General features: G+C 44.6%; 18 protein-coding genes. 12 read left to right on the forward strand and 6 right to left on the reverse strand.

The genetic code is table 11. The features are described 5' to 3' along the window. Positions 1-6: 6 nt before the first annotated feature. From ispE to CW740_RS02840, 3 genes are all read right to left on the reverse strand, one after another. Positions 7-882, reverse strand: coding sequence for a 4-(cytidine 5'-diphospho)-2-C-methyl-D-erythritol kinase (gene ispE, locus CW740_RS02830; RefSeq protein WP_106646106.1), 876 nt, complete (start codon positions 880-882; stop codon positions 7-9). Then, positions 879-1,505, reverse strand: coding sequence for a lipoprotein insertase outer membrane protein LolB (gene lolB, locus CW740_RS02835; protein ID WP_106646107.1), 627 nt, complete (start codon positions 1,503-1,505; stop codon positions 879-881). Before lolB ends, ispE begins: the two co-directional genes overlap by 4 nt. A 336-nt stretch (positions 1,506-1,841) precedes the next feature. Continuing rightward, the gene (locus tag CW740_RS02840) at positions 1,842-3,812 is read right to left on the reverse strand and encodes a tetratricopeptide repeat protein (RefSeq protein ID WP_106646108.1); all 1,971 of its coding nucleotides are present in this window, start codon (positions 3,810-3,812) and stop codon (positions 1,842-1,844) included. Between the two features lie 192 nt (positions 3,813-4,004). Between CW740_RS02840 and hemA the strand changes: the two genes are divergently transcribed. From hemA to tldD, 11 genes are all read left to right on the forward strand, one after another. Continuing rightward, on the forward strand, positions 4,005-5,261 hold the full coding sequence (hemA, locus tag CW740_RS02845; RefSeq protein WP_106646109.1) for a glutamyl-tRNA reductase: 1,257 nt from the start codon (positions 4,005-4,007) through the stop codon (positions 5,259-5,261). Between the two features lie 70 nt (positions 5,262-5,331). Next, entirely contained in the window at positions 5,332-6,426 is a 1,095-nt protein-coding gene (gene prfA, locus CW740_RS02850) for a peptide chain release factor 1 (RefSeq protein WP_106646110.1), read from the forward strand. A 5-nt stretch (positions 6,427-6,431) separates the two neighbouring features. Further along, positions 6,432-7,265, forward strand: a complete 834-nt coding sequence (prmC, locus tag CW740_RS02855) for a peptide chain release factor N(5)-glutamine methyltransferase (protein ID WP_106646111.1) — start codon at positions 6,432-6,434, stop codon at positions 7,263-7,265. 310 nt (positions 7,266-7,575) lie between these two features. After that, positions 7,576-8,619, forward strand: coding sequence for a rod shape-determining protein (locus tag CW740_RS02860; protein WP_018625301.1), 1,044 nt, complete (start codon positions 7,576-7,578; stop codon positions 8,617-8,619). Between the two features lie 70 nt (positions 8,620-8,689). After that, the gene (gene mreC / locus CW740_RS02865; protein WP_106646112.1) at positions 8,690-9,553 is read left to right on the forward strand and encodes a rod shape-determining protein MreC; all 864 of its coding nucleotides are present in this window, start codon (positions 8,690-8,692) and stop codon (positions 9,551-9,553) included. Positions 9,554-9,556: 3 nt separating this feature from the next. After that, complete coding sequence (mreD, locus tag CW740_RS02870; protein WP_227523885.1) at positions 9,557-10,054, forward strand: rod shape-determining protein MreD; 498 nt, start codon at positions 9,557-9,559, stop codon at positions 10,052-10,054. A gap of 61 nt (positions 10,055-10,115) precedes the next feature. Further along, positions 10,116-10,745, forward strand: coding sequence for a Maf family protein (locus CW740_RS02875; protein ID WP_106646114.1), 630 nt, complete (start codon positions 10,116-10,118; stop codon positions 10,743-10,745). A gap of 4 nt (positions 10,746-10,749) precedes the next feature. Beyond that, a complete protein-coding gene (gene rng / locus CW740_RS02880; protein ID WP_106646115.1) occupies positions 10,750-12,246 on the forward strand; it encodes a ribonuclease G in 1,497 nt (498 codons plus the stop codon). Positions 12,247-12,258: 12 nt separating this feature from the next. Next, a complete protein-coding gene (locus CW740_RS02885; protein WP_106646116.1) occupies positions 12,259-16,248 on the forward strand; it encodes a YhdP family protein in 3,990 nt (1,329 codons plus the stop codon). Beyond that, positions 16,241-17,062 carry a carbon-nitrogen hydrolase family protein gene (locus tag CW740_RS02890; protein ID WP_227523886.1) on the forward strand — a complete coding sequence of 274 codons (822 nt, stop codon included), beginning with the start codon at positions 16,241-16,243 and terminating at the stop codon, positions 17,060-17,062. Before CW740_RS02885 ends, CW740_RS02890 begins: the two co-directional genes overlap by 8 nt. A gap of 6 nt (positions 17,063-17,068) precedes the next feature. Further along, positions 17,069-18,505, forward strand: coding sequence for a metalloprotease TldD (gene tldD, locus CW740_RS02895; protein WP_106646118.1), 1,437 nt, complete (start codon positions 17,069-17,071; stop codon positions 18,503-18,505). Between the two features lie 411 nt (positions 18,506-18,916). Here tldD and yjgA read toward each other — a convergent pair whose 3' ends face one another. Continuing rightward, entirely contained in the window at positions 18,917-19,432 is a 516-nt protein-coding gene (yjgA, locus tag CW740_RS02900; protein ID WP_106646119.1) for a ribosome biogenesis factor YjgA, read from the reverse strand. 48 nt (positions 19,433-19,480) lie between these two features. Further along, positions 19,481-21,589, reverse strand: coding sequence for a TonB-dependent receptor plug domain-containing protein (locus tag CW740_RS02905; protein WP_227523887.1), 2,109 nt, complete (start codon positions 21,587-21,589; stop codon positions 19,481-19,483). Between the two features lie 121 nt (positions 21,590-21,710). Between CW740_RS02905 and pmbA the strand changes: the two genes are divergently transcribed. Further along, on the forward strand, positions 21,711-23,075 hold the full coding sequence (gene pmbA, locus CW740_RS02910) for a metalloprotease PmbA (RefSeq protein ID WP_106646121.1): 1,365 nt from the start codon (positions 21,711-21,713) through the stop codon (positions 23,073-23,075). On the opposite strand, the gene mgtE is transcribed toward pmbA, so the two are convergent. Continuing rightward, entirely contained in the window at positions 23,072-24,451 is a 1,380-nt protein-coding gene (mgtE, locus tag CW740_RS02915) for a magnesium transporter (protein ID WP_106646122.1), read from the reverse strand. The genes pmbA and mgtE overlap by 4 nt on opposite strands. Between the last annotated feature and the right edge of the window lie 29 nt (positions 24,452-24,480).

The raw sequence follows: 24,480 nt of genomic DNA on the forward strand, positions 1-24,480 counted from the left end.
CATTGTTTACTTTATTAGCGGGGAGGTGTTGATACCTCTAGCTTCTAAAGTTAGCCAGCGCTGCTTGCACAGAGCCGCTATTTTACGGACTTCTCGCTCGTTGTCAAAGGTTAAGAAGAGACAACTTCCGGTTCCGGTTAACATCACTTTTCCGTATTGAGACAGATGCTCAAAGGCTTCTTTTATCTCCGGATAAAGTTCGAGAACCAGTGTTTGCATGGCGTTGTAACCAACTTCAGGCAAACTCCCTTCGCGAGTGGCGCGTAATTTAATGGGTTTGTCGTTTCTTGTCAACGCTGAATGTGAAAAAATTTTGCCGGTATTCACATGAACGTTTGGATAGACAACAAGATACCACTTTTCAGGGATTTCTGTGTTGGTTAAAAGTTCGCCAATGCCTTCTGCCCAAGCACTATGTCCATTTACGAAAACGGGTACGTCGGCACCTAACTGTCTTCCCAGATCAATCAATTGTTGCTGATCGAGGTGCAAACTCCATAGCTGGTTGAGGGCAACTAATGTGGTTGCGGCATTGGAACTACCGCCACCAAGTCCTGCACCGGAAGGTAGCCGCTTGGTTAGTTTGATATCAGCGCCAGATGAACTTTTGCAGAATGGCTGTAGGATTCTGGCGGCTTTGATAATCAGGTTCTGGTCGCTGGGGACTTCGTTGTATTCACTGTCCAGTGTCAGTTCGCCAGAGTCATTGGGTTTGATCCAGATGTCATCGCCGATGTCTAATAGCTGAAACAGGGTTTGCAATTCATGATAACCGTCTGGTCGCTGTCCAAGCACTCTTAACTCAAGGTTGAGCTTGGCCGGCGAGGGCCAAAAGCTGTAACCCTCTTCATCAAAGCTACCGGTCGTTCTGGTAAAACTCATAAGGTCAGATCCCAGCTACGCAATGACAAAATAATTTTGTTGTCGCCTTGAGTAATTTTGATCTTCTGGGGCAGGGCCAGGGTTTTATCATGATGCCAGGGGTGGCTGTCGTATCTTTGATAGAGAACCTGGTAATCCTGATAGTTGAGCTCCTGCAAGGTACCATCTGCATTAATTTTTAGATCATCACGATTGATGCCGGTTGGCAAACCAAGTACCCAGTCTTGCAAATAGTGTACCGGTAAATCCCAACCCAGAACGTCGTATAAAAGCTGTTCGGCGTTGTAACCTTCGAAGTGCTGATCATCGCCAGTTTTAAGTGTTGTCAGTTGTGGAGTGATATCGAGCAACACGTAAGTAGTTCCAAATGTGCCATACATACGGACATTTAGAGTGTCGCGGGCTGCCTGCTTCCACATGATACTGCTCGAGAAGCTATCCTCCGGCTGAGTTATACCGATACGGCCCTGGGCGGTAAATCCTTTGATGGTTTTCAGGCTTTTATATTGTTGTTGCCACTTAGGGTCATCCCACACAGTGGTGTCCTGTTTTTCCGGCAAGGTTTCGCAAGCGGTCAGGAATAGTGCAACACTGATTAATAAGGCGCGCGATAATAAACTCATCCAAAGGTTCTCATTGTTGTATTCATGAATTAGTTAGGACTGGGGTAATACTGTTCAGCCCCAATGGGCTGGATTATGCCTGTTTTTGGGGCAGTATGCATCTTTGGGTGGGCATAGGGCAGGTTGTTGGAGATTTGCACTATCCGAAAGTTTTGTCATTCCAAACTAGATTTGGAATCTGCTCTTATTGCTCTTATAGGGTGGGGTAGCGCCAATTGCATATTATAGGCCTTATGCTTATAGAAAAAGCAGATTACCCGAGGGCACTTCCTTCGGTCGCCTGAATTAAATTCAGGATGACATGCATGGAGGGATTTGAGCTATCTTTAAAGGGAGTTATCCAGCATCCCGGGCTTCTGGGAAACGTTGAAGAACTTCCATCAAGTAGCGGTTATTAGGATTTTGGCGTAAAGCTCTCTGCCAGATTTCAGTGGCTTTTTCTTTCTCGCTCATGACCCAGAGTACTTCGCCAAGATGGGCTGCCACTTCCGGCAAAGGTTGCTTTTGATAAGCCAACTGTAAGTACTCGAGCGCTTTTTGGAGATTTCCCAAACGGTATTGGACCCAGCCCATGGAGTCGAGTACGGCACTGTTTTCAGGATCGTGCTGATAAGCAGCTTCGATAAGACGCTGAGCTTCGTCCAACGATCGGTTCATATCAGCTAGCGTGTAGCCTAGTGCATTCATGGCATCGTGGTGATCGGGCTTAATTTTCAGGACTGTCCGCAAATCCTGCTCCATCTGCTGGAAGTAACCCAGTGGTTCGGCAGCTAGGGCTTTAACATACAGCAGGTCCATATCATCAGGCATTTGCTTAACTTCTTTTTCCAGCAACATGTAAGCAGACAGATAGCTGTGGCGACTTTGTAACATCCGAGCGCCAATAATGGTTATTTCTTTGTGTAGTTGTTCATCTTCAACACTGGCCTGTAACTGCCTGATCGATTCCAGCAGATCTTCGACAGATTGTGTCTGGTTGAGAAGTTGCAGTTTCTGGTAATAGAGTGAGGTTTTATTGGGCTCGATCAGCAGTGCACTTTCTATGCGCTCGGCAGCCAGATCGTATTGTTGAATCTGGGTCAGAAAACTGATCTCAAATTGTAATAAGCGCTGTTTTTCCTGCAGGCTGACCATCTGTTGCGCCTGCTCCAGACTTTGCATGGCATAACGCCAGTTGCCTTGTTCATGGAGTAGATGGGCAAGACGAGTTCGGGCAGTGTAAAAGTAGTTACCTGGAGGCACCATTTCATAACAGCTGATAGCGCGAACCGGATCATTATTGCGTAGTGCGGAGTCAGCACAATAATAGCTGGTTATGTCTTTTTTGAAGTTTTTGCGCGCAAGTTGCCAGAAATTATCTGAACTTTCGGCATATTCTTCCATCGCGTACAAGCTGCCCGCCATCAGGAATTGAGCCTGATAGTTCTTAGGTTGTTTGCGCAAAACCTGCTCAAAGGCTTTAACTGCACCGCTATAATTTTTATGGGTATAGAGAAGCTCGCCCAGCTCAAATGTTTGTTCAGCATCTAGAATTCGACTATCGACAATCTGATTAAGGTAGTTTGCGCGTTTATCGCTCGATTCGAGGGCCAGGGCTTCACCCTTGAGCTCGATCGCTGAGAGGAAGGTTTTGTGTTCTGATAACACCTTATCCAGCAGGCGATGAATTCTGCTTTGATAAAACTGTGGATTATGGCTGTTAAGTAGTAAATGAGCTTCCAATGCCTTTAATACTGGATGGTTCAGTCGAGTAGATTCCTGGTTAAAATAATGTACAAAGTCAGCGTTGTCCTGATAACTGGTGACCTGAACCAGCTGATATAGCTGTTCATCCATTGAAGGCGGTAATAGCTTCAACAGTTGGAACAGTTCGTCATTGGCAGCCACATAATCCTGAGTCGCTACCGAGGTCAGTAGTTTTACTTTGTGGGCATTGGGATCTTCGGGAGCCTGTTTTAACCAGATGGACAGAGCCTGTCTGACCTGGTCATAGTCATGTTTTTCTAAGGCTGCTACTGCAGCTCGACGAGCAAGCGCGATGCTACCAGTGCGCTCTGCCGAATCTAAAAAATTACTTTGGGCAATTTCCTCCAGGTTCTGCTGACTGGCTATATTGGCCAGCAGAATACTGAAATACAATTGGCTGCGCTGATCGGCTGACATATGCGAAATGTCAGGATAGACCGCGGGATCAGGGGCCGGTTGCTGCTCTATCTGGGCTGTCATTGGCTGCTTGGTGGAGCAGGCGGCTAACAGAAGCAGGGCGGCGAGCCATTGTGTAAGGAGGATATAAAAACGCTTGTTCATCCCTGCAATCCTACAATCTCTTTATGACAAGAGGTAGGAATAATTTGTCATATTAAGTAAATTCTTATCAACATAACTGACTTTTTCGATTAGCGGACATGACTGCTCAGTGTTATAATTCGCGCCAATTATAAGCCTTTGATTTCTCGTTATTTTTAAGCTGGGCTGCAACAACTCAACATTTTCTTATCTATGTCATTGATTGCATTAGGAATTAACCACAAAACTGCCTCCTTAGCCGTGCGCGAAAAAGTTGCGTTCGCTGATCATGAGCTTGGCGAAATTATGGCTGAACTGGCAGAAGCTCTGCATCAGAGTGAAGTTGCGGTTTTATCCACCTGCAATCGCGTTGAGTTTTATGTATCCAGTGACCAGCAGACTCCAGAGCAGCTCAGAGAACAGTTGCTGCATTGGCTGCAAGTCAAAAAGCAGCTACAGGAAGATTTGCACTCGGCTATTTATTGCCATGATGAAGACAAGGCTGTATTGCATCTGATGCGAGTGGCCAGTGGCCTGGATTCGATGGTGTTGGGCGAGCCGCAGATTTTGGGGCAGCTTAAAGCCAGTTATCAGAAAGCACGAAGAGCAGGTACCATCCAGCAGGTGATGGAGCGCTTGTTCCAGAAAACATTCTCGGCAGCTAAAAGAGTTCGACATGAAACCGATATCGGCACCAATCCGGTTTCGGTAGCTTATGCCGCGGTAAGCTTAGCTAAGCACGTGTTTGCTGACTTTTCAAAGCTGACGGTGATGTACGTGGGAGCGGGTGAGACCATTGAGCTTGCAGCGCGCCATTTGCAGCAGCAAGGCGTCGGTAAAATGATTATGGCCAACCGGACTTTAGCTAATGCGCAGAAACTGGCTAAAGAATTTGAGGGCAAAGCGATTGGTCTGGAGGCTATTCCTCACTATCTATCGCAGGCCGATATTGTGATTTCCTCAACGGGTAGTATGTTGCCGATTATCGGTAAAGGTATGGTTGAGCAGGCAGTTAAAGAACGTCGCCGAAGAAGCATGTTTATGGTTGATCTTGCGGTGCCCCGCGATATTGAAAGCTCGGTAGGTAAGCTGGATGACGTTTACCTGTATACCGTTGATGATCTGGAAGGCGTGATTCAGGAAAATATGCAGGCGCGCCAGCAAGCTGCTGAAGAAGCCGAGCATATTCTTCGTGACTTCAGTGAAGAATTCCGTCAATGGCAACAGGGCCGCCAAAAGCATGATACGGTTCGTGAGTTGCAGCAAAAGTATTCGGATATTGCCAATAACGAACTGCAACGCGCTAAAGCTCAGTTAGCCAATGAAGGCGACCCTGAACAGGTGTTGGAGCAATTGACTCATCGCCTGACGAAAAAGTTTTTGCATCAGCCTCTGGTCTGGTTACGCAAGGACGATGACAAAGTGGATGCCCATGAGGTAATCCGCAAGTTATTCGACCTGGATGAATAGTTTATTTCCGATAGTCTGTCAGCCTCATACCCTGGTGTATTAAGCAGCAGCATACGATAACAAGGTTACTATGTTACAAGATTCAATTATCGAAAAATTACAAGGTCTGGTAGATCGCCACGAAGAGATTAGTGCTTTGTTGGGCGATCCTGATGTTATCAGTGACCAGAATAAGTTTCGTGATCTGTCTAAAGAATATTCTCAGCTGGAACAGGTTGTAAATACCTTTCAGCGTTATCAGGAAGCAGAAGAAAGCTTGCAAACTGCTGAAGAAATGCTGAAGGACGAAGATCCGGATATGCGAGAAATGGCGCAGGAAGAGTTGAAAGATGCCAAGGCGCAGATTGAGACACTTGAAGTCGAGATGCAAAAGTTGCTGCTGCCTCGCGATCCCAATGATGACAAAAATACTTTCCTAGAAATCCGTGCTGGAACCGGTGGTGATGAAGCTGCCATTTTCGCTGGCGATTTGTTCCGCATGTACAGCAAATATGCAGAGAAAAAACGCTGGCAGGTTGAAGTCATCAGTCAAAGCGAAGGTGAGCATGGTGGTTACAAAGAAATTATTGTGCGCATCATAGGTGATAGTGTTTATTCGCATCTGAAGTTTGAATCGGGCGCGCACCGAGTTCAGCGTGTACCGGAAACAGAATCTCAGGGAAGGATTCATACATCAGCCTGTACCGTAGCGGTTATGCCAGAAGCTGATGAGCTGGATGCAATTGAAATTAATTCTGCCGATCTGAAAGTTGATACTTTCCGCGCATCTGGTGCTGGTGGTCAGCACGTTAATAAAACAGATTCGGCGATTCGTATTACCCACTTACCGACAGGCGTTGTGGTTGAATGTCAGGATGAACGTTCGCAACATAAAAACCGAGCCAAAGCCATGTCCGTATTGCAGGCAAGATTGATGGCTGCGGAGCAAGCAAAGGCTCAATCTGAGCAAACTGAAATGCGCCGTAACCTGGTTGGAACCGGTGATCGTTCTGATCGTATTCGTACCTACAACTTCCCACAGGGCCGCATGACCGATCATCGCATCAACCTGACTTTGTACAAGCTTGATGAAATTATGGAAGGTGATATTGATCAAATCGTAGAGCCTTTGATTCAAGAGCATCAGGCTGATCAGTTGGCAGCGTTGTCAGGACAAAATTCGTAACGACGATGGATACCAAAAGCGTTGCCCAAGCTTTGGCTTGGGCCAGGCAGCAACTCGAGAGCATGGATGAGGCTGCCATTGACGCAGATATTATATTGAGCCACGTCATGGGGCAATCCCGGACTTGGCTCAAAACCTGGCCTGAGCACATCCTTTCCAAGCAGCAGTTTTCTCACTATCAAGAATCTATTGAGCGCCGAAAACAGGGCGAACCAACCGCTTACATTATTGGCGAAAAAGATTTCTGGTCATTAACTCTCAAAGTCACTCAAGACACACTGATACCGCGTCCAGAGACCGAGCTGCTGGTAGAGCTGGCGCTGCAAAGAATTCCAGAAACTAGCGATTATAAAGTTGCTGATCTGGGAACTGGGAGTGGGGCCATCGCATTGGCTCTTGCCAAGGAGAGACCGCAGGCAATCATCTGGGCTCTGGATATGAGTGAGGGTGCACTGACCGTTGCACAGGCAAATGCTGAGCACAATAAAATTGATAACGTAAGTTTTGGGCGCGGTAACTGGCTTGATGGCTGGCAACATGGCCAGCTGGATATGATTGTTAGTAATCCACCTTATGTGGCGCCCAACGATCCTCATCTGGCTGATTTGGTTTACGAGCCAGTCACTGCGTTAGTTGCTGAGGACAATGGCTTGTCCGATATCTACACCATTACACAACAGGCAATCCAGTATTTAAAACCGAATGGATTCCTGTTGTTCGAGCATGGTTATGATCAGGGAAGCGCCGTTCGCGAGGTATTACACAAAGCAGGTTTTACCAAGGTAGAAACCGTTAAAGATTATGCGGGTCAGGATCGCGTGACTTTGGGAAAAAGATAATTACGCTTTAATTTGTGTGAGATGAACCAAGCGCTGACGAAAGTGTCTGTTTATGTAGGTATTTTGCTTGTATTACCACCAATCGAGTTAAAAGCCATTACCGCTTCACAAAAATATGTGAAGCATTAGGTTTTTAGCTTGCTCACTCAGGTCAGTATTGTTAGAGTAGCCCGATTGGGTAATAAGCATAAAAGCCTTGCTATTACTGGCGTTAGCCACATTTATACTGGTAAGGCTGGCTTCTGGCATAGACCGAAGCCTGAATCCTATAATCATCCTTATTTTTGAAATTAGCGAGAAATTTCCTTAGATGTTTAATAAATTACGTGGTTTATTTTCAACCGACCTGTCGATTGATTTGGGGACTGCCAACACTTTGATTTATGTGCGTGACCAGGGCATCGTATTGAATGAGCCATCGGTTGTTGCTATTCGTCAGGAACGTGCTGGCGGAGCAAAATCAATAGCAGCGGTGGGTGAAGCGGCAAAGCGCATGTTAGGTCGTACTCCGGGCAACATTGTTGCTATCCGTCCTTTGAAAGATGGTGTGATTGCAGACTTTGAAGTGACTGAAAAAATGCTTCAACACTTTATCCGTAAAGTTCATGATAACACCTTCTTCCGTCCAAGCCCTCGAGTTCTTATCTGTGTACCTTGCGGCTCTACTCAAGTTGAGCGTCGTGCAATTAAAGAATCTGCTCTTGGAGCTGGTGCTCGTGACGTATTCCTGATTGAAGAGCCGGTAGCTGCAGCCGTAGGTGCTGGTTTGCCAGTGGGCGAAGCGCGCGGTTCAATGGTCGTCGATATCGGCGGTGGTACAACTGAAATCGCAATCCTGTCTTTGAATGGCGTGGTTTATTCGGATTCGGTGCGTATTGGTGGTGACCGCTTTGATGAAGCCATCATCGAATATATTCGCCGCAACTACGGCACTATCATTGGTGAAGCAACCGCTGAGCGCATCAAGCACGAAATCGGAACCGCTTATCCTGGCACCGAAGTTCGTGAGCTTGATGTACGTGGCCGTAACCTGGCTGAAGGTATCCCAAGAAGTTTTACCATTAACAGTAACGAAGTTCTGGAAGCATTACAGAATCCGTTGCATGGTATTGTTCGTGCCGTGAAAACAGTGCTGGAACAATCTCCTCCTGAACTGGCTGCTGATATTTCTGAACGTGGTATGGTATTAACAGGCGGTGGCGCTTTAATTCGCGATATTGACCGCTTATTGATGGAAGAGACTGGCCTGCCAGTGATTGTTGCTGAAGATCCACTAACCTGTGTTGCACGTGGTGGTGGCAAGGTTCTTGAAACAATCGATGAACATGGCGGCGATTTATTCTCATACGATTGATTTTTAAAGAAATATTGACGAAAATCGGGCAATTAGGCCCGATTTTTGTATCTGCTTCAGGAGTCCAGTTATTAAAAACCTATTTACGAGGGGACCGTCGCTAGTATTACAGCTGATTATAACGCTGGTGTTGGCCTGTGTCCTGATGGTTTTGGACTACCGTTATGGCTATTTGACCAGTGCCCGTAAGGCAACGGCCACGTTCCTTTCTCCTCTGTACTTTCTCGCTAATTTACCCAATGAGCTTGCGGCGTGGGCTGATAACAATATTGTCAGCCGCAATGATTTGATTGATGAAAATCGTCAGCTTAAAGATGAAGTCCTGATCCTTAAAGCGCAGAACCAACGCCTGATTGGTCTTGAGTCAGAAAATGCACGTTTGCGTTCGTTACTTGGCTCATCGCGTTCATTCCGCGGAAAGCGCCTGATTGCAGAAGTATTAAATATTGATAGCCAACGTTTTTCAAACGAGCTGTTGCTAAATAAGGGTAGTGCAGACGGGGTATTTGTTGGGCAGCCAGTTGTCGACTCAGAGGGTGTTATGGGGCAGGTCGTTGAAGTGTCGCTATCAACCAGTCGCATGATAATGCTTAATGACCAAAAACATGCCATTCCAGTTCGAAATGATCGCAATGGACTAAGAGCGATTGCGCAGGGCGATGGTCAGTTGTTGTTCTTACGTCATCTTCCAAATACTACGGATATTCGCGAGGGCGACTTGTTATTAAGTTCCGGGCTGGGCGAAAAGTTTCCTGATGGCTATCCAGTTGCCAAAGTGATTTCTGTTACCAAGCAAACAGCTCAGCCTTACGCACAAATTATTGCCGAACCAACTGCCAACATTAATACAGCCAATCATGTGCTGTTGCTTTGGCCTTATGAGCCAACAACAAACTCTGTGACAGAAGAGCAGCCGGAAGCAACGGAGAACTAGGCAATGAAGACCATGACTAATGAAACCAAACATGGAACCTGGATTATAATCCTGAGCCTGATCATCGGTATGGTTTTGGATATCTTTCCGCTTCCCGAAAGCTGGCAACCTTTCAGACCAAGTTTTACTTTCCTGGTTTTAGCATACTGGATAATTGCATTACCTCACCGAATTGGTTTGTTGTGGGCATTTACCACTGGACTGGCAATGGATGCACTGCTCGGTACTACGCTTGGTCTGCATAGCTTTGCATTAGCAATTCTGACTTTTATTTTACAGCTGAACCATCAACGACTTCGTTTATTCCCGTTATGGAAACAGGCTTTTACCATGGTGTTTCTGAGTATCATTTATTTTGCCATTGTACTGTGGCTGGCGCGCCTTACCGGAAAGCCTGAGAGTAATATCTGGTATTGGCTAGCAACCATAACTAACGGCATTTTATGGCCATGGTTATTCGTTTTGTTACGTGATATTCGACGTTATTTCCATGTGGTTTAGGCTGGCCATGAGCCCATGTTGGCTAAGCAATTTATATCAGTATGTTATTTAAGGAGGCTTGATGTTCGACCAAATCTATTTGGCTTCCGCTTCTCCACGCCGAAAAGAATTATTGAATCAACTGGGTGTTTCCTTCACTCAGGTTGCTAACGATTTTGATGAAACACCATTAGCTAATGAATCCGCTGAAGACTATGTTAAACGACTGGCCATTGGCAAAGCGAGTTCGGCACTGCCTTTTTGCGATCCTGAACATTCCCTGCCCATACTTGGTGCTGACACGATTGTTGTCTTGAATGGGATATTTTTAGGCAAACCCAAAGATCTGGACGAAGCCAAGTTAATGCTGCGCCAATTATCCGGACACACTCATCAGGTCTATAGCGGCGTTAGTCTCTGCTATGAGGATAAGGAGTTGTGGCAGATTTCAAAAAGTGACGTGACTTTCAGTCAATTATCTCAGCAAACTATTGATGCCTATTGCGACACAGAGGAACCGCTTGGTAAAGCTGGTTCATATGCAATTCAGGGAGTGGCTGGTAGTTTTGTAACTAGTATCAATGGTAGTTACAGCGGAATTGTTGGGTTACCATTGTTTGAAACCAGAATTCTGTTTGAGCAGATGCAGGTTAAGCATTTGCTGTCATCTCGCTTGTCACCTGAGCTCTTACCTCAAGAAGGAGGGCAATAAATTTATGCGTGATGAAATCTTAATCAATGTCACTCCACAGGAAACGCGCGTTGCCTTGGTGGAAAATGGTGTGTTACAGGAAGTTCACCTGGAGCGTACCAGCAATCGCGGTATTGTCGGAAATATTTATAAAGGAATTGTGCGGCGGGTAATGCCGGGTATGCAGGCAGCATTTGTCGATATTGGACATGACCGAGCTGCTTTCTTGCATGTGGCTGATATTGTTGCCATCAAGAGCGATGAAGACAAGCAAGCTGTTGAAGGCTCTGAGCTTCTGGATAAACAAGAGTCACATGAAGCCGATATTACAACTTTACTGCATGAAGGGCAGAAAATTATTGTTCAGGTCATCAAAGACCCCATCGGTAGTAAAGGTGCACGCCTGACCACACATATTACAATCCCGTCGCGCTTTCTGGTGCTGATGCCGGATAATCCTCATGTGGGGGTTTCACAACGAATTGAAGATCTTGATGAGCGAACTCGCCTAAAGGATCTGTTAGCAGATACCGACTTTGGCAGCGATACCGGATATATCATTAGGACTGCCGCAGAAGGTGCCAGCGATATTGAACTCGATCGTGACGTAAAATTTTTATCGAAGTTGTGGAGTGGTATTAGCGAGAAAGGGAAGACTGCGAAAGCTCCTCAGTTAATCCATGAAGACCTTGCCTTAGAACTTAGAATCATGCGAGATATTATTGAAGATGATATTGAGCGGGTCAGAGTGGATAACCAGAAAAGCTCTAAGCGTATTATGAACTTTGTCATGGAGTTCATGCCTGATATAAAAAATAGAATTGAATTATATGAAGGCGAGCGTCCAATTTTTGATCTCTATAATATTGAAGAAGAAATCAAAAGAGCATTGGAAAGAAAAGTGCCGCTTAAGTCTGGTGGTTATCTGATTATTGATCAGACCGAAGCCATGACAACAGTAGATGTTAATACGGGTGCATTCATAGGTCATAAAAATCTGGAAGAAACAATTTTCAGAACCAACCTGGAAGCAGCAACTGCGTTGGCTCGCCAGCTTCGATTACGTAATCTGGGCGGTATTATTATTGTCGACTTTATCGATATGCAGGATGAAGAACATAAGCGCCAGGTATTACGCACATTGGAAAAAGCTGTGGAGCGCGATCACGTTAAAACCTCAATATCAGAAGTGTCAACATTAGGTCTGGTTGAGATGACCCGCAAACGCTCTCGAGAAAGTCTTGAGCGTTTAATGTGTGAACCCTGTCAGCAGTGTAACGGCCGAGGTTTTGTGAAAACACCGGTTACGGTTTGTTACGAAATATTCAGAGAAATCAGTCGAGCATCACGCGCTTATGATGTACAAAAGTTTTTAGTGCTGGCAAATCAGGAAGTCATTGACTGCTTACTGGATGAAGAAGCCAGTAGTCTAGCTGAGCTCGAAGTTGATATTGATAAACCTATTCGATTACAGGTAGAGAGTCTCTACTCTCCTGATCAGTTTGACGTTGTATTAATGTAATACGGAAGTCGAATGTTAAAAGGCATCATCACTACAATTCGAAGATGGTTAACCAAATTACTTTGGTTGGCCTCCATTGTTGTGATCCTTTTTGTGTTATTGGTTTCAGTTGTTAAGCTCATTCTTCCTTACTGGTTAGATGATAAAGAAACTGTTATTGAACTGGTTGAGCAGCAAATTGGCGGTGAGTTTGATTATCAGGAACTGGTTATAGACTGGACCCGGTTTAGACCGACGGTTTACTTGCAGGAAGTCAGCTGGAAAAGTAACGACCACAGGCTTCAAATATCAAGTGAGCGAAATACCATTGAGTTAAATTTATGGCAAAGTCTGATCGATGGCTACTTACAGACAGAGTCTGTAGAAGTTAATGGTGTAAAGCTGAGTTATACACTAAATGACTTAACTCCAGAAGCAGATCCGAATGAGGTCTCAGAATTTTCAATAAACCGATTAAAACTTGCATTACAAATGCATCCGGAAATTTTGCAGCAACGTAAAATTTCTCTCCGTGATGTAACTTTAACAGCAAGGCACCAGGGTAATAGTCGAACCCTGGTGGCTCCTCTTATTCTGTACACAAAGCTTGGCAACGAACGCCAACTAATTATAGATGCTCGTAGTGAACTATTTTCTAGTGGCCGATTTGTGATTGAAAGTGTTGGTCAGCCGCTTTCTGAAAATAGTCATGTTGATCTGTATGCTTCACTTGAAGATACCGATATAAAATCATTAGCAAAATTTTTAAATCTCAAGCAGGATTATCCAGTTGATCTCATCAATGCAAAAATATGGTTGACCTATGAAGGTGATCGCCCCGTTGAAGGTTACAGTCAAATTCTCGCTTCCGGTGATCAATCTAGAATTGCTCAGCTGGATGGAGCTATTAGATTCAGTTCTGATGATGCTGGTTTTCGTATAGCCAGCGACCGTTTTCATTTAATAGAACGCGTTGGATTAAATGATACGGAACAACAAACAGAGCAAGAAGAGCTTCTGGTTGAGTTTGACAGTGAGTTTAATGTCACTGTTGAACGTAATGATTCAGGGGCCAGCTGGGACATGTCTGCTGACAACTTTCCTATTAGCTATTTGGTAACCTCAATTAAACCTTTCTTGCCTGCTGAACATTTTGAGTTGGCTTCTGGATTAGAGCCTGATGGGCATATTCATAAGTTTCATCTTATAGCAGAGCAGTCACAAGAAACATTTAACCCTATTCATGCTGATATTCATTTAAGCGATCTGTTAATAAATGAATATCAGGAAACTCCAGGTTTTAAGCTAGATCAGATAACAATCAATGATGAAGATGGAAAATGGCGAGTTGAGCTTTTCGCTAAAAATAGTCAGCTTGTAAGCAGCAGTTGGCTTAAAAGTCCGATCGACATCGAGGAGTTATCTTTCAATGGTCTAATAACGAGTGATCGTCAATCCAACATTGAAATTGATGAGTTGAAAGTTATTAACCCTGACCTATCCATTAGGGCAGAGGGACAAGTAAGTTTAACTGAGGATAGCAAGGGCCAGCCTGATGTGGAGTTAGCACTTTACGCGGAAGCTACTGATATCAATATTTCAGAGTTGCATCGTTACTGGCCAACAAAGGGAATGAAACAGAAGACAGTCGAATACCTGAATCAAAGCTTGCTTGGCGGCACTGTCAGTAAAGCCAAATTTTTGATGCGCGGTAACCTCGCAAACTTTCCATATCAGGATGGTACTGGGCAATTTTATATCGAAGCTGATACACAAGATGTGACATTTAAGTTTGATCCTGAGTGGCCTCAGGCAGAACAGATCAATGCCAAGGCAATTTTTGATAACGATACCATGAGTATTGTTGCGAATTCAGGCCAGCTTCTTGGAAGTCAGGTCAATCAAGCCACTGCAACTATCGATTCTTTCAGTAATGATATTTCGATGCTGGTAATTACTGTTGATGCGCAGGCAACTGATGCCAGCTACCTGGCCTTACATCAGAACTCCCCTTTGAAAGAGGATATAGGGGATGCCGTCACTGACTTCGTTATCAATAAACCGATAAATCCAACGCTTGAAATTACAATTCCACTAGGCAACGATGTTCCCGCTTCGCTGAAAGGTGTGATACCACTTGATGGACATCAGATTTCATTAAAAGACTATCCGTTAAAACTTGATAGTGTAAAAGGGATTGTTCATTTCACAGAAAATGGTGCTTACTCAGAAAAATTACGTGGAAACCTTTGGGGTAATCCGTTCTCAATTGATGTCAAAGTTGATGAGTACACTGGTGATGATGATTTGGTCAAACTTGATGCCAGATCAAACTTTTCAGCTGGCAAAGTGTTTGATGCAAATAACATTCAATCACCGCTAAGTATTACTGGCAGCAGTGAGTTAGTGGTGCGTTATCGGGTAGCTGACAATGCCAACCAGTCTTTGATTATGAGAACTGATTTAAAAGGCACTGAAATAATTGGTCCTGATTGGTTAAGTAAGCAAAAAGAAGAAGCTGCCGATGTGTTGATAACACTTTTCGAGTCAAATGGTAAAGTTCAATCACGGGCTATTTATCGAAACTCTATCTCATCTCAGTTGAAATTCAGCAGTGATGATATCAATGATGTTAATGGGGTGATTGCAGTAGGAAATCTTGCGACAGCAAAAATTCCAGCTCCACAGAATGGAGTGGCTATTCGTGGAGAGTTTAATGAAATTAAAAGTTATGACTGGATTAATAGCTTACAACTTAAAAGTGGCGGGGCATTCAGTTGGCCTAAGTGGATTAACGATATTGATATCAAAACACCATCACTTGATGTTGCTGGCCAGAAGCTGCATGAAGTACACCTGACCGATGAGCAGCTGGCTGGGCAGTACTTACGATTTAGAATGACGGCAAAAGAAGGGAAGGGAAGCTTAACTTTCTATGATGATGGTCGTAAGCATGTTGTTGTTGATGAGCTGGATATAGTTCTGGAGCCATTTAGCAAGTTATCGGACGATGATATCCATTTGGAAAAGTCGGCTTTGTATAACTGGCAGCTTGAGTGTGCATCCTGTCGTATCAATGGTATTGATACTGGCGTGTTAACTTTAGTTACACAGAAAACAGAGCAGGGTGTTTCAATTCAAGGCGATAGCAAAATTGAGGGCTTATTATCAGCTTATCTTGAGGGAAGTTGGAAAGGAGATTTAAGCAAAGTTAACATTACTTTTACCTCTCCGAATGCAGGTCGCTTATTGCAACGTTGGGGCTACGGTGATGGTATCCGAGATACCAGCACTGAAGGAAAGCTTGAATTGAGTTGGCAGGGTGGCTGGCATCAATTTGAGTTAAACAAAAGTAATGGCAGCTTCACAGTTAACACCGGACAGGGTGTGGTACGAGAGTTGAGTGATCGCCAGGCCCGTGTATTCAGCCTGTTATCCTTACAAAGTTTACGTCGACGATTATCGCTGGACTTTAGAGATCTGTTCGAGGATGGTTTTTTCTATGATTCCATCAATGGTAATTTCACCATTAAGCAGGGTGTAGTCCATAGCGATCGAGTGTCTATTAATGGTGCAACGGCGGAAGTCACGATTACAGGCTCAACTGATCTGGTTAATAATACCGTTGATCAAAATGTTGTGGTAATTCCAAAATTGGGTTCAAGCTTACCAGTATTAGCTGGCTGGGCAATTGAGCCTACCACCGGTTTAATTATGCTGTTAATCAATAAAATCTTTGAGCCTGTCTTAGATGTTGTTGTTCGAATTGAATATAACATCAAGGGTGATTTATCAAATCCAGAAGTAATTGAAGTTGATAAGAAGTCAAAAGAAATTGTCGTGCCTGACGAAGAAGTTCTCGATGAGGCGGAAGATAAACCTATTGTTGAAAGTGAATTAATATTGAACGAAGAAGCTCAGGAAACCCAGCTTCCGGAACAACAAAAAGATAGAACTGACTCCAATGGTGAGGAGTTAGATGCTTCTTCGGAACAGCAGAAAGAGGATGATGGAAATGAATAAGCAATTAGTGGTTGGCTTAGTACAAATGACTTCATCCAGCCGTATAGAAGATAATCTCGAAAGGGCAGAAGCTATCATTGAACAGCTGGTTGAGCAGGGTGCAGAAGTCATTGTGTTGCCTGAAAGTTTTGCCTTGATGGAAAAATATAACGGTCAGAAGCTGGAGCATCTCGAGCAGCATGGGAATGGTCTCATTCAAAGCTGGATGTCCTCGATTGCCAGAAAGCAGAAGGTGCTATTGGTTGGCGGAACGATTGCTATACAGTCTGACATTGAAAGCCGTCCCTATGCACGTTGTTATATATATGACGAACAGGGCATTGAGCTTACTCACTATGACAAAATTCATATGTTTGATGTATCAGTAAAAGAGGGTGAAAGTTACTCAGAGTCTGCAAATACTTTAGCTGGTGAGAGGCCTGTAGTATTTGAGTGGAATAACATTAAGTTTGGATGCTCCGTATGTTATGACCTTCGCTTTCCAGAGTTATACCGATATTATCAAACGCACAACGTAGACGTTATTCTAGCTCCTTCTGCCTTCACTTTGGCTACCGGCAAGGTTCACTGGAAATTATTACTTCAGGCCCGTGCAGTTGAAAACTTAGCTTTTGTAGTAGCGCCTAATCAAACCGGAACCCATGATAACCAGCGTAAAACTTATGGGCACAGCATGACAGTCGATCCATGGGGTGCTATTGTCGGTGAGTTGGCTGAGCAACAAGGTGGTCTTCTGTGCAATTTGGATTTATCAAAAATAGAAACCATCAAAGAAAAATTCCCGGTTCATCAACACCGAAAACTAATGAGTTAATACTGAATGAAATCATTATTAGAACAGGTTGAAACGAATTTATTCCAGGAGAGTGACCTCCATCTGGAAAATTTACAGACTGCAATTCTTAAGCTACATGCTTTTGATATAGATTATTCAGACATCTTCATTCAGGAAGTTCAACATCAATACTGGCAACTGGAAGATGGTATCGTTAAGGATGCTAGCTTCAACTTGAATAAAGGGCTTGGTGTTCGGGCTATAGAAGGCGAGAAAACTAGCTTTGCTTATGCGAATCAGCTGCAACTTCAAGCTCTTGAAAATGCTATTACTGCAGCTTCAAGCATGAGTCGTTCAGGTCAGGAAAAAGTGATTGCTTTTAATGTACTCACTCCTCAATCTCTCTACACAAGCAAGCCAGTTTTATTCGATGTGGCTCAGCAGCAGAAAATTGACTTGTTGAGGGAGCTCGATGCCAAAGCTCGCCATCTTGATGAGAAAGTTCAGCAGGTTATCGTGAGCTTATCAGCGGTAGATGAACAGATGTTGGTGTTGGCAAGTGATGGTGTGGTTGCTGCTGATATCCGTCCAATGATTCGGCTTAATGTATCTGTAATCGTCGAGCATCAGGGGCGACGTGAACGCGGAAGCGCAGGCCTGGGTGGTCGTTATGGGTGGCAGGAATTGATGCAGGCTGATCTCAATGGCTTGGCTAAAACTGCGGTGACGCAGGCCCTAATTAATCTTGAAGCAATCGATGCGCCGGCGGGTATGATGCCTGTAGTTTTAGGCAGTGGCTGGCCAGGAGTATTGCTACATGAAGCTGTTGGACACGGCCTTGAGGGTGATTTTAACCGAAAGGGTTCATCAGCATACGCCAACAAAATAGGTCAGCAGGTGGCGTCAAGTTTATGCACAGTAGTAGATGATGGTACTTTGCCTAATCAGAGAGGCTCCTTGAGTGTGGATGATGAGGGTACAGTAACTCAGTCTACCGTATTAATAGAAAATGGCGTGCTCAAGGGCTACATGCAGGATAAACATAATGCACGGTTAATGGGGCAGTCGGCTACAGGTAATGGCCGTCGCGAGTCATATGCACATTTACCTATGCCGCGTATGACCAATACATTTATGAAGTCCGGCGATTCAGATCCCGAAGAAATCATTAAAAGTGTTAAAAAAGGTATTTATGCGCCAAACTTTGCTGGTGGGCAGGTTGATATCACATCAGGTAATTTTGTCTTTAGCGCCAGTGAGGCTTATCTGATTGAAAATGGTAAAATTACAGCACCGATTAAAGGCGCAACTTTAACCGGCAACGGCCCCGAAGTATTGAAGCGGGTCAGTATGGTTGGCAATGACAGTAAGCTTGATCCTGGAATAGGAGTTTGCGGTAAGGATGGTCAGAGTGTTGCTGTATGTGTAGGTCAGCCAACCTTGAAAGTTGATCAAATGACGGTTGGTGGGACTAAGGTTTGATTTTTAATCCAACCTTTGCCTTATGTCCATGGTATTTTAAAGTTTAAGTTTTGAAATTGCAGACATGTTTAAGGTATATAGGTTTTGTTAATAGGGGCACATTAATCAACTTTAAATTTCGCTTTTCAGCGAGTTCCTTTTCTTTGCTTGTCCAAAGAAAAGGAACCAAAAGAAACGACACCCCGATATTGAGGTCACGCTTTGCGTGACTTCCTACGTCACTTCCAAAATACTTAACGCACCAGAATTTACATCACATCCTTGTGCTGAAAATTCTTATCAAAATCATCCACGATTTTGATTGCTATATTTTGTCCGTGCCTTAGCTCAATATTAAGGGGGATAATGGGGGCTAACCTTCAAGTGACAATTTATTTAATAACATCAACAATAAATATTAATGCTTAGGCTCTAGTTCTCTTCGCTAAACCGCATATTATCTCGCAGATAACGGAATAGTTCGCGTTGGACTTTAGGAGCTTTATTGAGCTCCTTTTCTTTTTGGGCATTGCGAACCATTTGTCTGAGTTGCTGGCGATCCAATGTTGGCTCCAGTTGCAGTAACTCGAAGGTTGCTTTATCACCTTCGTTCATCAGACGGTCTCGCCATTGTTCCAGCAAATGTTGTTTGCGCACTTCCAGTTGATGGTACTGATCGGAAATCGCTAGCTCAGCTCTAATACCCTCTAAATCTTCATCTCTTAACAGTTTGCCAATATATTTAATTTGACGCTTTTTACCTGTGTGATGATTAATTTTTCTACCTTCTTTGATGGCCTTGAGACAGGTTTCAGAAATAGGTAACTTTGCCAGAAGCCCCTCAGGAATTTCTAACAAACGTTCACCCAGATCTGTAATTTCGAGCAGTTCTCTTTTAACTTGGGATTTTGATTTTTCGGTAAGGTCGTGCTCGTCTTGCTGTGTCATAGTATCTAGTCGCTAAAAGCGGTTAACCGTTTTAAGTAAGGTATGAAATTAGAATTGCAAACTTGCTTTGAGGTAAACGATGTTTTTTGAGTCCCAGACGGTACTGCTATCAAAGTAAGCGCGGTCATTGATATTGTGCTGGATTACCAATGATAAAGAAAGCTCTTTGTCATCAATCGGTAAGGTCTGACTCAACCGGGCATCAAATCTTTTGAAATCAGCTCCTCTTTCCATATCTTGTAAATAGTATGCACTACTGAAAGCCAATCGCTCAGTTAATTGATGGCTAAATAATAATGAGGCGGTTTGCTCAGGTGCCTGATGGCGAAGGCTACGACCAGTCTCAACCTCAATATCCTGATAACTGTAACTTAGCCATAATCGACTATCAGGACTCAGGTGGTAATCAAGTTGCATATCAACACCCTTAGATTTAAAGCTATTGGCGTTTCGTGGGTTATAGTCTTCAAGCCCAAACAATCCGTCAATAGTGTCATCGAGATCGTCATAATAGAACTTTATATCAAAATTAAGATCGCTACCCAGGCGATAGAACCAGCCAATTTCACGGGAAAGTATTGTTTCTGGCTCCAGATTGCCCATAGCTTGTGGAGTTTGATAAAAAGTTGCAAAGGTATCGGTGCCATTGACAGGCATCGTTAGGTTACGAACGATATATCGACGATGCCCACTTTCTTCATAAAAATCAGGATTTCTCGTTCCTTTAGCAAGGATAAAACGCCAAGATGAGCTAGGGGTCGCAAGATAGTTGAGCGCCAGTCGAGGTGAAAATTCTCCCCCTACAAAGTCATCATGCTCGTACATGCTGCCAAAGTTTAGCAGTGTATCTTCTGCCAGCCGCCATTCTAAATTGCCAAATACCCGATAAATATCGTTGTGGAGCTTTTTCTCGAAGAATGATTCGCCACGAATACTGTCACGTCTTGAACTCAGGCCTGAAACCAGTCTTAAGTTTTCATTGAAGGTATATGTATCCTGTAATTCTATTTCCCACTTATCCTCATCAATATTCTGATTGGCTATTCCGCAAACTGTGTTTGCTCCTAGCTCCAGAAATCGGTTATAGACCTGCTGCGTTAGCAAGGCTGCTTCTGGTGTGCCGGGAGTTGGAATTGGAGAGCCTGAAGAAATGGCGCTAATCAACTGGTCGGTGTAGACCGGGTCATAGTCATAAAGCGCACCTAGCTCATTAGTGAAAAATAACGCAGGTGGGCAGGTTTGCCATTCTTCTTCGATGGAGTCCTGGCTGTAATGGGCGTTTAATTTGATGTCATGATCAGATGAAAGCTGACGATCCCATATAAGTTGAACGAAGCTATCATCCGTAGTCTTGAGATGGTACGGCTCTGTTTGATAAACATCTAACAAGTCCTGTTGCTCATCGGCCTGACTGTATCCAAAAATGAAGCGCCATTGCTGGTCATGGGCTGGATTGAAAACCATGTCACCACGGAAATAGTTAGTGTCATGATCATCGTAACGCTCGCTACCATTACGTTGTAAATCAAAGCCATCATCACTGTGACGACCGACAGTCATTCGATAACTGAAATCTTCTGATTGCTTTGCAATCCGTAATGAGCCATCTGCTATGCCCTTATTGCCAATGGTAACGGTTGCCTGATCGTTAGCAACATCTGACGGGTGACGGCTGATAATATTGATGACACCTAAAAATGAATTCGCTCCATAGGTCACGGTATTGGGGCCGCGAACTACCTCTATACGCTCAACATCATCAATTGAAAGAGTTAAGTTGCCCCAAAGAACGCGGGACAATGCTGGCTTGAACACAGAACGCCCATCAACCAGGACTTGTAAACGACGCGAAAAATCGGTGTGCAGGCCGTGGATGCTTACCTCTGGGGTATTGCCACTTAGATAGCCAATATTCATACCTGGAACTAGCCGCAGAGCCTCAACAATATTGCGGGCGCCTGATGCTTCAATTAGTTCACGGTCGATTATGGTAACTGAGGCTGGGGTTTCGGCCTGAGATTGTTTTAGGCGAGTTGCTGATAATACCGTAGGCAGTTCTTCTCCGAACAGATCGGTAGTCTCGGTATCTTCCGCAGCATAGCCATTGGGAGCCAATAGCAATGCCAAGAGGGTAACTAGCAACTTCTTTTGGGCCATGATTTTTTCATAAAGAAAACCAGTACTCATTCTTTACAAATTAATAAGTTAAGTCAAGTTTTGTCCTTACCCAACAAACACTTATAATGGCTCATCTTTTGACTCAATCCTGGAGTGCCGAGTGGCTTCTGACAAACACTTAACTTTAACTCAAATTGCTGAGCAACAGGCTGCTACCGAACAGCAGTTGCGGTTGATGGTGCAGGTTGCCTTACAGCAGGCAGCGGAGGCTGGTGCTGAGCAGTCTGAAATCTGGTGTTACAACACGGTTGGCAACAGCATAGAGGTACGTCAGGGTGAGCTGGAAACTTTGGAGTTTAATCAGGATAGTCATTTTGGCATCAATGTCTATTTTGGTCAGCGCAAGGGCACAGTCTCAATCAACGATTTAACTGAAGCAGCAGTGCATAAAGGTGTGCAGGCCGCCTGTGAAATAGCGAGCTTTACCGAGCCAGACCCTTATTCTGGACTGGCGGAAAAGACGCTGATGGCTACCGAGTTTAAAGACTTACAGCTTGATCACCCCAATGACCTTACCATACCGCAAATGGTTGAGTCGGCCAGGCAATGTGAGGCTAAGGCTTTAACTGATCCCCGTATTAAGCAATCAGAAGGGGCCAGCAGCTATAGTCATCGCTCAGTGTCCCTTTATGCCAATAGTCATGGATTTATAGGTGCCAATCACACCACTCGATTTAGCCTATCCAATTCTGTTATTGCAGAAACAGATAATGGCATGATTCGTGATGGCTATTACACCATTGGTCGTGACGTGGCGGATTTGTTACCTCCTGAAACCGTCGGTGAGCAGGCCGCAAGCCGCGTCCTGAATAAGCTGGTTCAAGGCAAAGTACCTTCTGGCAATCACCCCGTAATTTTTAGCGCAGAACTGGCGCGTGGTCTTTGGTCGCATATGCTGTCTGCGCTAAAAGGAGCGGCTCTTTATCAAAGAGCGTCCTTCTTATTGGACAAGAAAGACCAGCTGATTTTGCCGGAGTTTGTGCAGATTGAGGAAGATCCCTTTTTACTCAAAGGCTTTGGTAGCGGTAGCTATGACAGTGATGGTGTTGCGACCAGAAAACGAAATATTGTGGTGGACGGTGTTCTGAAAGATTACTTTTTGAGTAGTTACTCAGCAAGGCGACTGGGACTGCAAACTACCGGTAACGCGGGTGGTATCCATAATATATTAATCAAACCAATGGATCTGTCGTTGCAGGATATGATGAAGCAGTTAGGCTCTGGACTTCTATTAACTGAAGTCATGGGGCAAGGTGTTAATACTGTAACCGGTAACTATTCGCGAGGCGCGAGCGGCTTCTGGTTTGAAAACGGGGAAATCAAACATTTCGCTCAGGAGTTGACCATTGCCGGAAACCTTGAGCAGATGCTTAAGAACATTGTTGCTATATCCAATGATGTGGATTCCCGTTCTAGTATTCTGACCGGTTCAGTGGCGATTGAAGGAATGATGGTTGCCAGCTAACCAAAAAAGAGTGTCGCTAATCCCAATAACGCAAAGAAGCCAGCTACGTCGGTCACAGTGGTAAGCACTACGCCACCAGCGATAGCAGGGTCAATATTTATCTTTTTCAGAAACAGCGGTAAAACGGCACCGCTGACAACACCTGTAACCAGGTTGAAAAGCATGGCGCCACCTATCGTGATTGCCAGGTGTAGATGGTTGATACCTGAGTCTTTGTAGTAAGAGTAGCCATAAACCAGAGCCGCAATAACCAGCGCCCACAGTACGCCATTAATAATACTGACGGCCAACTCTTTCTTGAGTAGGTAGCCTTTGTTACCTTCACCAATATGGCCCAGGGACATACCGCGAATGACCAGCGTAAGAGTCTGGGTACCAGCAATGCCACCCATGCTGGGTACGATAGGCAACAGGACTGCTAGAAGAGTGACTTGGGCAATGGTTTTTTCAAAAAGACCGATTACTAGCGCTGCCAGAATAACGGTCAGCAAATTAATGCCCAGCCAGATAGCACGCTTTTTGGCGGTCGCAGCCACTTTACCGAATGTATCTTCGAGCTCATCCAGACCAGCCATCGACATCAGAGAGTGGTCGGCTTCTTCACGGATAACGTCAACCACGTCATCAATGGTGATACGGCCCAATAGGCGGCCATTCTCGTCCAGTACCGGCGCAGAAACCAAGTCGTGGCGCTCGAAAATCTGCGCAACTTCGGTCTCAGGCATTTCCACTGGGATGGTAAAGGTTTCCTTATCGACTATCTGAGTAATTGGCGTATCAGGATCGCAGGTCAGAATTGAGCTGATGGGTACAGAGCCAATTAGCACATCTCGGGAGTCGACCACATACAAATGGTCAGTGTTGGGTGGCATATTGCCACGAATCCGTAGATAGCGAAGTACCACCTCCACCGAAACCCGAGGGCGGATCATGATGGTATCGATATTCATCAAGCCACCGGCAGAATCCTCTGGATAGGATAGGGCATGCTCGATCTGTGCGCGATTCTGCTCATCCAGTAGGCGAAGTACCTGATTACTGATGTTCTGCGACAGATCACCCAGAATATCTACAACGTCATCGGTATCCAGATCGGCAAGTGCATTAGCCAGTTCCTGCGGCTGCATCTGCTCAATGAAGGATTGACGAATTTCGTCATTAAGATGCTGAAGAACATCACCTTCCCGCTCTTTATCCAGCAGCTGCCAGATAACATTACGAACGCGAGGTGGTGTGGATTCTAAAAGGTGGGCAATATCTGCCGAGCGTAATTCTTCCAGCAGATTTCTAACCGGAATAAGATGACCACTGTCCAGCGCATTATTGAGGAGCTGAAGCTGTTCCTGACGTGTTTGTGTTGCTTGTGTTTCCGCCATAGGTGCATCTTACTGGTTGATTTTGTTGG

This window comes from Kangiella profundi (assembly GCF_002838765.1).
Lineage (GTDB): Bacteria > Pseudomonadota > Gammaproteobacteria > Enterobacterales > Kangiellaceae > Kangiella > Kangiella profundi.

Excerpts from the sequence above, each read along its gene's own strand:
- rng (WP_106646115.1), top strand. The coding sequence starts at position 10,750 with ATGCGTGATGAAATCTTAATCAATGTCACTCCACAGGAAACGCGCGTT.
- tldD (WP_106646118.1), top strand. The coding sequence starts at position 17,069 with ATGAAATCATTATTAGAACAGGTTGAAACGAATTTATTCCAGGAGAGT.
- CW740_RS02885 (WP_106646116.1), top strand. The coding sequence starts at position 12,259 with ATGTTAAAAGGCATCATCACTACAATTCGAAGATGGTTAACCAAATTA.
- CW740_RS02860 (WP_018625301.1), top strand. The coding sequence starts at position 7,576 with ATGTTTAATAAATTACGTGGTTTATTTTCAACCGACCTGTCGATTGAT.
- yjgA (WP_106646119.1), bottom strand. The coding sequence starts at position 19,432 with ATGACACAGCAAGACGAGCACGACCTTACCGAAAAATCAAAATCCCAA.
- hemA (WP_106646109.1), top strand. The coding sequence starts at position 4,005 with ATGTCATTGATTGCATTAGGAATTAACCACAAAACTGCCTCCTTAGCC.
- CW740_RS02875 (WP_106646114.1), top strand. The coding sequence starts at position 10,116 with ATGTTCGACCAAATCTATTTGGCTTCCGCTTCTCCACGCCGAAAAGAA.
- lolB (WP_106646107.1), bottom strand. The coding sequence starts at position 1,505 with ATGAGTTTATTATCGCGCGCCTTATTAATCAGTGTTGCACTATTCCTG.
- CW740_RS02905 (WP_227523887.1), bottom strand. The coding sequence starts at position 21,589 with ATGGCCCAAAAGAAGTTGCTAGTTACCCTCTTGGCATTGCTATTGGCT.
- CW740_RS02840 (WP_106646108.1), bottom strand. The coding sequence starts at position 3,812 with ATGAACAAGCGTTTTTATATCCTCCTTACACAATGGCTCGCCGCCCTG.
- prmC (WP_106646111.1), top strand. The coding sequence starts at position 6,432 with ATGGATACCAAAAGCGTTGCCCAAGCTTTGGCTTGGGCCAGGCAGCAA.
- CW740_RS02890 (WP_227523886.1), top strand. The coding sequence starts at position 16,241 with ATGAATAAGCAATTAGTGGTTGGCTTAGTACAAATGACTTCATCCAGC.
- prfA (WP_106646110.1), top strand. The coding sequence starts at position 5,332 with ATGTTACAAGATTCAATTATCGAAAAATTACAAGGTCTGGTAGATCGC.
- mgtE (WP_106646122.1), bottom strand. The coding sequence starts at position 24,451 with ATGGCGGAAACACAAGCAACACAAACACGTCAGGAACAGCTTCAGCTC.
- ispE (WP_106646106.1), bottom strand. The coding sequence starts at position 882 with ATGAGTTTTACCAGAACGACCGGTAGCTTTGATGAAGAGGGTTACAGC.
- mreD (WP_227523885.1), top strand. The coding sequence starts at position 9,557 with ATGAAGACCATGACTAATGAAACCAAACATGGAACCTGGATTATAATC.